Source organism: Mucilaginibacter gotjawali (genome assembly GCF_002355435.1).
Taxonomy (GTDB): Bacteria; Bacteroidota; Bacteroidia; order Sphingobacteriales; family Sphingobacteriaceae; genus Mucilaginibacter; species Mucilaginibacter gotjawali.
On sequence record NZ_AP017313.1, the window covers coordinates 4425566 to 4438162 of the forward strand.

Here is a 12597-nt window from a genome sequence, read left to right on the forward strand (position 1 = left end):
TAAATTTAAAATTGGTTTTTAAAGATATATATTTATTACTTCGAACAAAATAAACTCAATGATAATTTAGCCGGCCATGAACAGGAAACTTTTATTTATCACTTTATCTTTTGTTCAGCTAATTGCTGCTCATTGTTTTAGCCAAACAAAATCCATCCCCTACGGCAACAACCCCGCTGCAGGTAAATACTATAACATCAGGGGCATAAAAATGTATTGCGAGGTTTATGGCAAAGGCAAGCCGGTATTATTGATCCACGGCAATGGCGGCAGTATTGCTGCATTTAGTAAAACCATTCCATATTTCGACAAAGAATATATGGTGATTGCGGTTGACAGCCGTGCCCATGGTAAATCTGTCGATCGGAAAGATTCCTTGAGTTTTGAAATGATGGCGGATGATTTTGACGCTTTGCTGGATGCCATGCACATCAAAAAAACTTATGTGATTGGCTGGAGCGATGGTGGCATCAATGCGCTGGTATTAGCCATGCGGCACCCGGATAGGGTGATTAAACTTGCTTCAACAGGTGCAAATTTATGGCCGGATTCCACGGCGCTGATCCCCTCGCTGTGGAAGGATATGGAAAAACAGTATGCCGAACAGCGAAATAAAAAATGGAGCACCGACAAGGAAAAAAACGACTGGAAAATATTTTTGCTCGACTATCAGCAACCCAACATTCCGCTTTCGGCAATGAAACAGGTGACATGCCCTTCGCTGATCATTTGCGGCGACCATGACCTGATCCCGGTTGAGCATACTTACCTTATTTACAAAAATATCCCTAAAGCGTATTTATGGGTCGTCCCTAATTCCGGCCACCCAACGTTAATTGAGCATGCGGATGATTTCAACCAAAAAGTGAATGCGTTTTTCAGCAAAAAACATTTTTAAACAGCCTTAATTGGTCATTTAAAAGGCCATTACGCCGGTTATAACAATTTTGCTTTATCGGAAAACCCGGACGATCTTCCGGCAATCATGTCATAATAGCTGTCAATCGCATCGCCAATCTCGTCAATAGGGATATTTTCTTTTCCGAAACGGTGCTGGATAGCGCGCCAAACGCCAAAATCATTTTTCTTAATAACATGAAAAGTTGCGTGATTAAAAACGCTGAAAGAATTACCGGGAGTATTCTTTGAGACTTTAAATGATTCGTTCTGTATGTTTACTTCAAATGTTTCCATAGGATCAGGATGCTCAAATTTAAAACAATAAAAATGGCCCTGCAATTGTAATCGGGGAGTATTTTAACGGTATTTACGGGGTGTTTTAACGGTATTTAGTTGTAAGGGTTGTAAGGGCTGTAAGGGCTGTAAGGGTTGTAAGGGTTGTAAGGGTTGTAAGGGTTGTAAGGGTTGTAAGGGTTGTAATTTATAACCTTTTTTAACTTGCTACAACTTATTTCAACCTTTACAACCTTTAAACCCCTATAACTTATTTCAACTAAAACTAATTATTCACCATTTTCATTGCACCTTCGGCATAGCGCATGCCTGTATCGGGATATTTATTGATAACCGTCTGTATGTCTTTAAGGTCTGCGGCTGTAAGTTCAACGTCAACAGCTGCAGCGTTTTCGCGCAGATATTTTCTTCTTTTGGTGCCGGGGATAGGGATAATATCATCGCCTTGCGCCAAAACCCAGGCCAGCGCCAGTTGAGCAGCAGTACAGTTTTTTTGTGAGGCAAGTGCCGCAAAAGCTTCTGCCAGGTGCTCATTATTATCTTTGTAGGCATCACTGAAACGCGGCAAGGTTTTGCGGAAATCATTGCCACCCAGTTCATCAATTTTAAGGGCATTGGTGATTAACCCGCGCGAAAGCGGGCTGAAGGGAACCAATGAAATACCGAGCTCCCGGCAAACAGGCAGTATTTCTGCTTCCACATCGCGGGTTAATAACGAAAATTCACTCTGCAAAGCAGCGATTGGATGCACCGCGTACGCCTTGCGGATAGATACCGCCGAGGCTTCAGACAAGCCCAAATAGCGCACCTTTCCTTCTTTCACCAAATCGGCCATGGCGCCAACCATGTCTTCAACCGGTACATTGGGGTCAATACGGTGCGCATAATAAAGATCTATGGTATCGATATTTAAGCGTTTCAGGCTTTTTTCAACAGCTGCTTTAAGGTATACCGGCGAGCCGTCAAAATACGAGCCCGGCGCGCCAGGGTAACTGTTCGCATCCTGTTGCCTGAAACCAAATTTGGTAGCGATAAAAACATTGCCACGATTGTGCGCCAGCACTTTGGCCACCAGCTCTTCGTTTTTACCATTGGCGTAAATATCGGCAGTATCCCAAAAGTTAATCCCAAGGTCAAGGGCGAGGTTTAAAGTAGCTATGGATTCATCATCATCAAAAGTACCGTAACCATGGTTCATTCCCATGCAGCCCAAACCTATGGCCGAAAGCTTTTCGCCTGTTTTTCCTAATTCCCTGTATTTCATAAATAGATTGATTTTCATCAAATATAAGGCTGGCGCATACGATATAAACTGTAACATTGTAATATGACTTTTACCTGAACCGGGACCGGCAAATCACACAATTGTCAAAAATTATATGTTTGAACATTTATTTTTTATTAGAGAAAGTATTGTAGTATGTTTGTGACAAAGAATTAAACTTATTAAAGAATCATATCAAAAAAAACAATAATGAAAAAAGCTATTATTTTATTTGCAGTTGCTTTGTTGAACACAGCAGCTTTTGCACAAACCACCTGGACAAACGACAAAATGCACTCGAAACTGGGTTTTACCATTACCCACTTATCGGTATCTGATGTAGATGGCATCTTTACAGATTTTACCTGTACTATTACCGCTTCAAAACCAGATTTCAGCGATGCCAAATTCGCATTGACTGTAAACGCGGCTTCAGTAAATACAGACGTTGATTATCGTGACAAGGACTTACGCAGCGCCGGCTATTTTGATGTTGCCAAATACCCAATCATTACATTTGCCAGCACAGGCGTAAGCACTGTATCTGCAAACCACTATAAATTAAGCGGAAACCTTACTTTACATGGCGTAACAAAACCGGTAACATTGGATCTTTGGTACCGCGGCACCATCACCAACCCAATGACCAAAAAAGATGACGCAGGCTTTAAATTAACCGGCACCATCAACCGTACTGATTTTGGCATAGCCCCCAACGCTCCTAACGCAATGCTAAGCACTGATGTTATTATCAATGCTAACGGCGAATTTGCTAAGCAGTAATTGGTTGATTAGTTGGATTGGGTTGATTACGTTCAATATTCCATTAAAAAATCAATCGTCATTGATGAAAAATATTTGAAAAACGCTCCGGATTTCCGGGGCGTTTTTTTTTGTCTGAACTGGGATTTTTCGTTAGCAATCTTTTTTCAATGGAACTCAGGAAGGCTGCGCCGTTCGTAGGATTAGAGGATTTTAGGATTTGACCGCGTTTTGGCTATTCGATAGAAATTGTCGCAAGGGGTATAATTGTTGCCTGTCAATTAGCTATTGCCTGTACAATTTTGGCTAAAGCCTTTATTTACTATCTTTTATCCCGTTGGCTGAAGCCAACGGCAATGAATTATTTTTTTAATTCATTGCCGTCCCATTTATGGGACGGGTTAAAAAGAGAGTGACAATTGGCTTTAGCCAAAAGTGCGCTTCTCCGCAAACCCAATCAAACATTTTACAAAAAGCTTATCCGTACTTTTCTATATTTGGGAGAGCCAATTCCAGCCTTCCATGAAAAAACTATCCCTGCTACTGCTTCTGCTGATTACTACTAAAACCCACGCCCAGGAAAAAAGTATTTACCATAAAGGCTGGATCGACTTTAATAAAAATGGCAAAATGGATGTGTTTGAAGATCCTTCGCAGCCTATTGATGTGCGTGTGGCCGACCTGCTGAGCCAGATGACCATGGCCGAAAAAACCTGCCAGCTGGCTACACTTTACGGCTATAAGCGTGTTTTGAAAGAGGAAATGCCCACACCATCCTGGAAAAATGAAGTTTGGAAGGACGGCATTGCCAATATCGATGAAGAGCTGAATAACTTAACCTCGCATACCGATGCCGCGCCAACGCAATACTCCTACCCTTACAGCAAACATGCGGCGGCCATTAATACCATCCAAAAATGGTTTGTGGAGGAAACCCGGATGGGCATCCCGGTTGACTTCACCAACGAAGGGATTCACGGGCTCAACCACGACAGGGCTACACCCCTGCCTGCCCCTATCGGCATCGGCAGTACATGGGATAAGGAGCTGGTGCGCCATGCCGGCCAGGTAGTTGGTCGCGAAGCAAAAGCGCTGGGCTATACCAATATTTATACGCCGATACTGGATGTTTCGCGCGACCAGCGCTGGGGCCGGGTGGTGGAAACCTATGGCGAAAATCCTTTTTTAATAGCCGAAATGGGCAAACAAATGTGTTTGGGCGTGCAGGAAGAAGGCGTGGCATCTACCTTAAAACATTTTGCGGTGTACAGCGTACCGAAGGGCGGCCGCGATGGCGCCGACCGCACCGACCCGCACGTGGCGCCAAGGGAATTGTACGAAATGTTTCTATATCCTTTTCGCAGGGTGATCCAGGAAGCGCACCCGCTGGGGGTAATGAGCAGTTATAACGACTGGAACGGCGAACCCGTTACCGGTAGCTATTTTTTCCTGACGGAGCTGCTGCGCCAGAAATTTGGCTTTAACGGCTACGTGGTTTCGGACAGCGAAGCGGTTGAATACCTGTACAGCAAACATCATGTGGCTGATAGCCCCGAAGAAGCGGTAAGGCAGGCTTTTGAAGCGGGGCTGAATGTGCGTACAAATTTTACCATGCCGCAAACCTATATTATGCCGCTGCGAAACCTTTATAAAGAAGGCAAAATAGCTATGAAAACGCTCGATTCGCGGGTGGGTGATGTGCTTAGGGTGAAATTTAAGCTGGGCTTGTTTGACCATCCTTATGTGGAAGATACCAAAGCAGCAAATAAACTGGTGCATAACGAAGACGGGACCGCCATGAGTTTAAAAATGAACCGGGAGTCGATGGTGTTGTTAAAGAATGAAAATAATTTGCTGCCGTTAAATAAATCAGCCATAAAAAATATTTTGGTGACCGGTCCGTTGGCTACGGAAACCAATTACGCGATCAGCAGGTACGGACCGTCACATAATCCCGTAACCAGTGTGCTGGATGGAGTAAAAAATTACGTTGGCACCGGCGTGGTGGTAAACTATGCCAAAGGCTGTAATATTATCGACGCTACCTGGCCCGAAAGTGAAATTATTGAAACGCCATTGACCGCGCCGGAGCAAGCCTCAATTGATTCGGCCGTGGCTGCCGCGAAACAAGCCGACGTTGTTATTGCAGTTGTGGGTGAAGACGTTGACCGTGTTGGCGAAAGTTTATCGCGTACAGGCCTGAACTTGCCCGGCAGGCAGCTAAAACTTATCCAGGCCTTGCAGGCTACCGGTAAACCGGTGGTAATGGTGATGATAAACGGGCAGCCGCTTACCGTTAACTGGGAAAACAAATATGTACCGGCCATACTGGAAGCCTGGTTCCCCGGACCGGAAAGCGGGCGGGTAATTGCTGAAACGCTTTTTGGCGACAATAACCCGGGCGGAAAACTGCCGATTACTTTCCCGAAAACTGTCGGGCAGATAGAATTCAACTTCCCCTTTAAACCCGGCAGCCAGGACCCGCAGGGCGGCAAAAACAGCTGGGGAAATACCAGCGTTAACGGCGCCTTATATCCTTTTGGCTACGGTTTAAGTTATACCACATTTGCTTACAGCAACTTGCAGGTATCGCCCCAAAAAGAAAACCAGCAGGGCGATGTTGAAGTAAGCGTTGATGTTACCAATACCGGGCAACGCGCCGGCGATGATGTGGTGGAATTGTACCTGAAACAGGAATACAGCAGCGTAACCGTTTATGATTACGACCTGCGCGGCTTTGACCGCGTGCCCCTGGCCCCCGGCGAAAAGAAGACGGTGCACTTCACCCTGCACCCCGATGACCTGGCCATCCTTGATAAAAACATGAACTGGACCGTTGAACCGGGGAGATTTATGGTGATGATCGGGAGCTCATCGGAGGATATCAAACTGAAGCAGGAGTTTGAGGTAGTGGGGAGAGATTAGAGACTGGAGATTAGAGATTAGTTGAAGAATTCGCAAGGCGGAATGCCGATTGCGGAAGTAAAAATGGTTGAAAGGTGAAAGCTGAACGGCTATAGGTGGTTTAACCTATCAGGCGTAGAGACGTGATGCATCACGTCTCTACCTGCGTTTTCTTTGGAACCAAAAGCGATATAAGAAGGTCTCTGTAAATAACATTAAGTGGTATTTAGCGCCTTGCCGTTCTCTTCCTATTTTTGTATATTTGTGATAGTCACCAAGTCATAATAGGTCAATCCTCTGGTTCAGTTTCTTTTATAAATCTCCCGGATCTGGTCAAAACCAAAATTCAAACAAGTTCTTTTTCCATTTTTTTACATCTGACTGATAAATAGCATTTTAGCAAAAAACAAGCCCGATTTCCTTTGGTAACCAAAACACGTTTTGCCTTCGGAATCACCCTAAAATCTGGTACCCAAAATGCGTTTTGCCTTCGGAATGCCCCCGAAATGTGGTACCCAAAACGCGTTTTGCCTTCGGAAATGATTTTTTCCTGCTACCCAAAACGCATTTAGGGTAGCAGAAACCAGCATTTTTCGCCAATTTCTTTATTTTCGGGGTGAACATATTCATAATTATAGCCTAAATTTATACCGTTTCGGGGCCGGGCAAACCTCCAAAACAACCCTTTATACACTAAACTTATGATCAATAAAATTGCTCTTTTATCCTTTTTTATTTTTTCATTCTTATCCCGGTCGGCCGTGGCGCAAGAGATCATCGATACCCCCATAGTGCATGACCTTACCCCTATAGTTTATAAAACATACCCGGTAAAAGGGCGCGTGATCGGCATGAACCTCGAATTTGTGCAGGGGGTTAGCGTTACTAATAAACGCACTTCCGAAAATGTAAGCACTGATGTAAATGGTATTTTTCGCATCACCGCCGCCACCGGCGATACGCTCGTGTTTAATATTTCAAAATACTCGAATGATACACTCAGGGTTCGATCCCAAAAAGAAAACCTGAACCTGGTTATGATCAAAAGAAAAACGGATAGTTTGCCACCAGGCTATTCAACAGGCGAATACAATAAAGCAAAAAGAGAAGATAATGAGCTTTACCGGATCTTGAATAAAGATGCGAAAACTGAAGAGAAATGGAAGTATTGATCACCTTTACGAAATTGAAATAAAATGAGAAAATACCTGCCCATATTTGCCTTGCTGGCGCTACTTTCCAAAGCTGCTTTTTGCCAGGAGATTATTGATACGCCGATAGAGCATTATATTGTGTATAAGGATCCAAAAGTTATCAAAGTAAAAATTAACCCGCCTTTTGCAATAACCGGCCGCGTTATTGGGATGAACCTTGAAAATGTACAGGGTGTTATGGTAACTAATATATGCACTGCTGAAACTGCGAAAACCGACAACAACGGAATTTATCATATCCACGCGGCGAAAGGTGATACGCTTGCATTTGTGATCCCTAAATATTCCAACGAGTTGAGGGGTATCAAACCGTCAAGGGAAAATTTGAATATCATCCTGATAAAACGAAAGGCGGATAGTTTTGTTAATAAAAGCCCCGGGCGCGATTATAGCAAAGCCCTAAGTGATGACAATGAGCTTTACCGCATCCTTGAAAAAGATGCGAAGCTGGAAGGGAAGTGGATTTATTAAGTTGATTAGGGTAATTGAGTTAAATCAGGTAATTGATTTTAGGCTTTCCGACTTCACCTTTTAAACTTAATCAACAACTCACTTAATCAACTTAATCAACAACTCACCTATTCCACCCTTGATATTCATTACTTTATTGCTAATTTTAGGCGATAAATTAATCTATTGCCGCTATGCCGGGAAGCAGGCAATAAACCCCTTTTTTAAATGGAAATAAAACCGAAAAGTGTAAAAAGCACTCATTTAAAAAACATGATCATCAAATGCCTTTATTTTGATAAGGCTATGTCATGTGCCGAATTGAGTGAATTGTTTGACAAAAGCATCCCCTCCATAGCCAAAGCGGTTAATGAATTGATTGAAGAAGGTTTTGTAATTGAGCAGGGATATGCCCCATCAAGCGGCGGGCGGCGGCCATTAATGTATGCCATCAATGCCAGCGCCATGTATATCCTTTCCATAGCCATGGACCAACTGTCAACGCGCATTCAACTGGTCGACCTGCTCAACCATCCCGTTGCAGACATGGAAATGTTCGACCTGAAACTTTTGCATAACGAGCAGGCGCTTGATTTACTGGTTGAAAAAATCAACAATTATCTTGCACACTCCGGGATCCCGAAAGAAAAGATCGCAGGCATAGGCATTGGGATGCCTGGTTTTATAAACCCTATAAAAGGCATCAACTATACTTATCTTGATGCAGGTGATAAAACCTTAAACCAATACCTTTCCGACGAAACAGGTTTGCCGGCTTATATCGATAACGATTCCAGCCTGATTGCTTTGGCCGAACAAAAATTCGGGATAGCCAGGTCGCAAAAAGAAGTAATGGTGATTAACCTGGGCTGGGGCATTGGTTTGGGGATGATCGTTAACGGCGAGATCTTCAGGGGCAGAAACGGCTTTGCGGGTGAGTTCAGTCACATCCCCATATCCGAAGATGGAGCGCTTTGCACCTGCGGCAAACGCGGCTGCCTTGAAGCTGAAGCATCGATGCTGGTGGTATCAAAAAAAGCGATAGAAGGCATACAGCAAGGCAGGATAACCAGTTTAAAGCAAATTGATGAGGCACATTCAAAGCAAATGGGCGATGCCATCATGGAAGCCGCTTTAAACGGCGACCAGTTTGCCATTGAGCTTTTTTCGGATGCGGGCTATAAAATCGGCAAAGCGCTGGCCATACTCATCCATATCATGAACCCGCAGGCCATTGTATTAAGCGGCCATGGCGCTAAGGTTGGTAAAATATTACTGGCGCCTATTCAGCAGGCTTTGCATAAATATTGTATTCCACGGCTTTCGCGCGGCACTGAACTGTTAATTTCTGAACTTGGTTTCGACGCTGAGCTCATAGGCGCTGCGGTACTGGTGATGGAGAATTTTGACAAGGAAGTAAAAAGCCAACTGGTGGCAGGTTGAGGACCATAGTAGATGGACCAAGTGCATGGCAGAATCAATCGGCAGGCAAAGCCTATAACTCTTAAATTTGACCCCAAATTACCATGGTCCATGGACTATCGACCATGGACTTAAAACATTAGTGTCTATTCCTCAATAATTTATGCAAATTAAAAGAATAACCCTATCTGAATACCAACTGGTAACCGGCCTGTTTGATAAATACCGGGTATTTTATAAGCAACCATCGGACATTCCACTTGCCGAAAAATTCATCAGGGAACGTCTTGAAAATAAGGAGTCTGTAATTTTCGTGGCTTTTGATAACGATGGTTCGCCCGCAGGTTTTACACAACTATATCCCTTAATTTCATCCGTAAGGGCGATAAAAAACTGGCTGCTGAATGATCTTTATGTTGATGCCGCTTACCGCAAACAAGGCGTCGGCGAAGCCCTCATAAAAACCGCTATGGATTTTGCAGCGGGTGAGAATGCAGTGTACCTAAAACTGGAAACAGCCGTGGATAACTATGCCGCCCAAAGCCTTTACGAGGCCATTGGTTTTAAGAAACAGGAACCTGAAACCGGGTATTTGACTTATAAGATAGAAGTAAACAAGCAATAAATATTATCAAAAAAAAAACAAACAGAATAAATGCAAAAACCTGACAGCCTGATCTTCGATATGGACGGCACCCTTTGGGACGCCGTGGACACTTATGCCGCTTCGTGGAATTTAGTTTTTGAAGAACTGGGTATTGACATCGTAGTTGAACGCGAAGAGTTGGCCAAAATGGTGGGCATGGAAGGCCGGAAGGTTATCGGTATCATCATGCCTGATTTTGACGATGAAAAACGCCGGATGATCTATAACCTGGTGAACGAGAAACGCAAAGTAATACTTCCCCAACGTGGCGGAGCCTTATATGATGGTGTAAAAGAAGGCCTGAAACAACTAAGCGAAAAATACGACCTGTTTATCTTGAGCAATTGTGCTAAAGGCATCATCCGTTTATTTATTGACTGGGCGGGTATTGATGAGCATATTAAGGACGAACTGGCCCACGGCGTAAACTTTATGCCCAAAAGCCATAACATTAAACTACTTTCAGACATGCACGGGCTAAAAAATCCGGTTTATATTGGCGACACTGAAGGCGATGGTCAGCAAAGCCGCCTGGCAGGGATTCCCTTTGTTTTTGTGAGCTATGGCTTCGGGAAAACTGATGATTATAATCTGAAATTTGATGATTTTAAATCATTGACCGAATATTTTATGGGCCTTTAACTTAATGTTAAGGCTCCCCTCCTGTTTCAAAAAATAAAATCAGCCGCCTGATCGATGGTTTTTAATCGAAGGGTTCCTTCATTTAACTCAAAAAAGTTAAATATTGTTAAACTGACAGGCAAAAATCCTTTACAGGCGTTCTCCCAGCAAATTTATAGCGATAATTACCCCGGTTATCGGCACAAATGCCTGCCTGGTCTATTATTTAAAACTACCATGCGGTAATTGGCTACTTTAGTTGATATGTTGAAACGTTTAAAACCGGCTGTAGTTATTGAAGTACTTATACACCTCCTGTTTTGGGCGTTTATTACGCTTATCCCATATCTGTCAGGGCCGTTCGGCGGTTCATCACATCACTTTTGGTTTTCGCCCTGGCATTTGGTCGTTAACAATGCTTTCCTGGCTGTTCAGTTTTACCTGAATGCTTTCTTCCTGATCCCTGTAGTTTTAAATCAGCATAAAAAAATCCTGCTGTATTTTATTTTGCTGCTTATTGCGTTCGTTACGATAGATTTCATCATTATTCAGTTGCAACCGGAGATGCCGTTTCACAGGTTTCCTGATGAGCATGGCATCCCGCCAAAGCCGCCTTTTTTCCTGAGGTTTAATCTTTTGCCGTTGATCGCTATTACTGCTGCTGGTTTTGCTTACCGCTACCTGGCAGATCAGTTCAGAACGATTAGTAAAGAGAGGGAAATTGTTAATGAAGCGCTGGTGTCCGAACTTGCTTTCCTGCGTTCGCAAATCAGCCCGCACTTTATTTTCAATGTTATTAATAGTGTAGTAGCGCTTTCGCGGCTGAACCCGGCGCTGGTTGAGCCTACCCTGATACAGCTTTCAAAATTGCTGCGTTATATGTTGTATGTAAGCGATGAAGAGAAGGTAACATTGGTCAGCAAAGCGGACTACCTGAACAGTTATATCGAATTGCAAAAACTGCGGTTCCAGGACCAGGTTAAGGTAAACGTGCATTTTGACATTGGCGAACCCGAAAAAACCATTGAGCCCATGCTGCTGATCCCGTTTGTTGAAAATGCCTTTAAACATGGTATAGGAGATGTTGCCGTCCCGGTAATTGATATTCGTTTAAAATCGGATAATAAAATACTGGCTTTCAGCGTACAAAATGCTTTTAACCCGACAGAACCCAATAAGGATGAAGCCCACGGGATAGGATTACCTAATGTAAAAAGGCGGCTTGAGTTGCTTTACCCCGGCAAACACAGCCTGGCTATTCATAAAAACAGAAATATCTATAGTGTTGAACTGCAAATACAATTGAAATGATGAGATGCCTGCTAGTTGATGATGAAACCCTTGCACTTGACCTGCTGGAAGATAATTTAAAACACGTTAACTATCTGCAGGTTGCCGGCCGTTGCCGCACTGCAGGCGAGGCGATATTATTTTTACAAAATGAAGCGGTCGACCTTTTGTTTTGTGATATCCAGATGCCTGGGTTCAATGGCCTGCAGCTGGTAAAAAGCCTCGTAAAAAAGCCCATGATCATTTTTGTTACCGCTTATGAAAAATTTGCCATCGACGGGTTTGAACTGGATGTAATTGACTACCTGGTTAAACCTGTACCATTGGAGCGTTTTTTAAAAGCATGCCAAAAAGCCTATATGTTGTTTGAATTGAACAGAAAATCGGTAGAACAGGTGCCTGTTAAACGACCCTATATTTTTGTACATTCGGATTACAACCTGGTGAAGATCAATTTCAGCGATATTGAATATGTAGAGGGCTTGAAGGATTATGTAAAAATAAACCTGGTTAACCAACCGAAGCCTCTTTTATCCCGCACAAGCATTAAGGCACTTGAATTGCAACTCCCGGCAGAACTATTTTTCAGGATCCATAAATCATACATTGTTAATATTGATTTTGTACAGCAAATAAGGCGCGGAAAAATAAAGACCGCCAATTCCGAATTACCGTTGAGCGACAATTACCGCGATGTGATCCATAAAATGATCGGAAAAGAAACTGCATAATGCCGGAATTTATGGCGTTCGTCTGCAAATAGGCCCCATTTATCTCATTTATTTCCCGTCGTTATAAACAAGCTGCACTTTCGTCCGGATAGAAACTAA

General features: G+C 43.4%; 12 protein-coding genes. 10 read left to right on the forward strand and 2 right to left on the reverse strand.

Going from position 1 to position 12597, the window contains the following annotated elements; translation table 11 throughout:
* Positions 1-76: 76 nt before the first annotated feature.
* Positions 77-898 (forward strand): alpha/beta fold hydrolase, encoded by an 822-nt coding sequence (locus MgSA37_RS19475; RefSeq protein WP_096354272.1) that lies wholly within the window; start codon positions 77-79, stop codon positions 896-898.
* Between the two features lie 38 nt (positions 899-936).
* On the opposite strand, the gene MgSA37_RS19480 is transcribed toward MgSA37_RS19475, so the two are convergent.
* Positions 937-1194: a hypothetical protein gene (locus MgSA37_RS19480; protein WP_096354273.1), complete on the reverse strand. Its 258-nt coding sequence runs from the start codon at positions 1192-1194 to the stop codon at positions 937-939.
* A gap of 265 nt (positions 1195-1459) precedes the next feature.
* The gene (locus MgSA37_RS19485) at positions 1460-2458 is read right to left on the reverse strand and encodes an aldo/keto reductase (protein WP_096357609.1); all 999 of its coding nucleotides are present in this window, start codon (positions 2456-2458) and stop codon (positions 1460-1462) included.
* Positions 2459-2668: 210 nt separating this feature from the next.
* Here MgSA37_RS19485 and MgSA37_RS19490 point away from each other — a divergent pair, with 210 nt between their 5' ends.
* The 9 genes from MgSA37_RS19490 (at position 2669) to MgSA37_RS19530 (ending at position 12498) form a co-directional block, all read left to right on the forward strand.
* Positions 2669-3241 carry a YceI family protein gene (locus MgSA37_RS19490; RefSeq protein ID WP_096354275.1) on the forward strand — a complete coding sequence of 191 codons (573 nt, stop codon included), beginning with the start codon at positions 2669-2671 and terminating at the stop codon, positions 3239-3241.
* A gap of 501 nt (positions 3242-3742) precedes the next feature.
* On the forward strand, positions 3743-6145 hold the full coding sequence (locus tag MgSA37_RS19495; RefSeq protein WP_096354277.1) for a glycoside hydrolase family 3 N-terminal domain-containing protein: 2403 nt from the start codon (positions 3743-3745) through the stop codon (positions 6143-6145).
* Between the two features lie 680 nt (positions 6146-6825).
* Entirely contained in the window at positions 6826-7296 is a 471-nt protein-coding gene (locus MgSA37_RS19500; RefSeq protein WP_096354278.1) for a hypothetical protein, read from the forward strand.
* Positions 7297-7320: 24 nt separating this feature from the next.
* Positions 7321-7809, forward strand: a complete 489-nt coding sequence (locus tag MgSA37_RS19505; RefSeq protein ID WP_096354280.1) for a hypothetical protein — start codon at positions 7321-7323, stop codon at positions 7807-7809.
* A gap of 207 nt (positions 7810-8016) precedes the next feature.
* Positions 8017-9231 carry an ROK family transcriptional regulator gene (locus MgSA37_RS19510; protein WP_096354282.1) on the forward strand — a complete coding sequence of 405 codons (1215 nt, stop codon included), beginning with the start codon at positions 8017-8019 and terminating at the stop codon, positions 9229-9231.
* 142 nt (positions 9232-9373) lie between these two features.
* Positions 9374-9835: a GNAT family N-acetyltransferase gene (locus tag MgSA37_RS19515; protein ID WP_096354283.1), complete on the forward strand. Its 462-nt coding sequence runs from the start codon at positions 9374-9376 to the stop codon at positions 9833-9835.
* Between the two features lie 30 nt (positions 9836-9865).
* Complete coding sequence (locus MgSA37_RS19520; protein WP_096354285.1) at positions 9866-10498, forward strand: HAD family hydrolase; 633 nt, start codon at positions 9866-9868, stop codon at positions 10496-10498.
* Positions 10499-10741: 243 nt separating this feature from the next.
* Positions 10742-11788, forward strand: coding sequence for a sensor histidine kinase (locus tag MgSA37_RS19525; RefSeq protein WP_096354286.1), 1047 nt, complete (start codon positions 10742-10744; stop codon positions 11786-11788).
* On the forward strand, positions 11785-12498 hold the full coding sequence (locus MgSA37_RS19530) for a LytR/AlgR family response regulator transcription factor (protein ID WP_232010688.1): 714 nt from the start codon (positions 11785-11787) through the stop codon (positions 12496-12498). The genes MgSA37_RS19525 and MgSA37_RS19530 overlap by 4 nt, the downstream gene beginning before the upstream one ends.
* Positions 12499-12597: the final 99 nt, after the last annotated feature.

What these genes read in the sequence shown, in the direction of transcription:
- MgSA37_RS19475 (WP_096354272.1), top strand. Translation starts at nt 77, where the DNA reads ATGAACAGGAAACTTTTATTTATCACTTTATCTTTTGTTCAGCTAATT.
- MgSA37_RS19480 (WP_096354273.1), bottom strand. Translation starts at nt 1,194, where the DNA reads ATGGAAACATTTGAAGTAAACATACAGAACGAATCATTTAAAGTCTCA.
- MgSA37_RS19485 (WP_096357609.1), bottom strand. Translation starts at nt 2,458, where the DNA reads ATGAAATACAGGGAATTAGGAAAAACAGGCGAAAAGCTTTCGGCCATA.
- MgSA37_RS19490 (WP_096354275.1), top strand. Translation starts at nt 2,669, where the DNA reads ATGAAAAAAGCTATTATTTTATTTGCAGTTGCTTTGTTGAACACAGCA.
- MgSA37_RS19495 (WP_096354277.1), top strand. Translation starts at nt 3,743, where the DNA reads ATGAAAAAACTATCCCTGCTACTGCTTCTGCTGATTACTACTAAAACC.
- MgSA37_RS19500 (WP_096354278.1), top strand. Translation starts at nt 6,826, where the DNA reads ATGATCAATAAAATTGCTCTTTTATCCTTTTTTATTTTTTCATTCTTA.
- MgSA37_RS19505 (WP_096354280.1), top strand. Translation starts at nt 7,321, where the DNA reads ATGAGAAAATACCTGCCCATATTTGCCTTGCTGGCGCTACTTTCCAAA.
- MgSA37_RS19510 (WP_096354282.1), top strand. Translation starts at nt 8,017, where the DNA reads ATGGAAATAAAACCGAAAAGTGTAAAAAGCACTCATTTAAAAAACATG.
- MgSA37_RS19515 (WP_096354283.1), top strand. Translation starts at nt 9,374, where the DNA reads ATGCAAATTAAAAGAATAACCCTATCTGAATACCAACTGGTAACCGGC.
- MgSA37_RS19520 (WP_096354285.1), top strand. Translation starts at nt 9,866, where the DNA reads ATGCAAAAACCTGACAGCCTGATCTTCGATATGGACGGCACCCTTTGG.
- MgSA37_RS19525 (WP_096354286.1), top strand. Translation starts at nt 10,742, where the DNA reads ATGTTGAAACGTTTAAAACCGGCTGTAGTTATTGAAGTACTTATACAC.
- MgSA37_RS19530 (WP_232010688.1), top strand. Translation starts at nt 11,785, where the DNA reads ATGATGAGATGCCTGCTAGTTGATGATGAAACCCTTGCACTTGACCTG.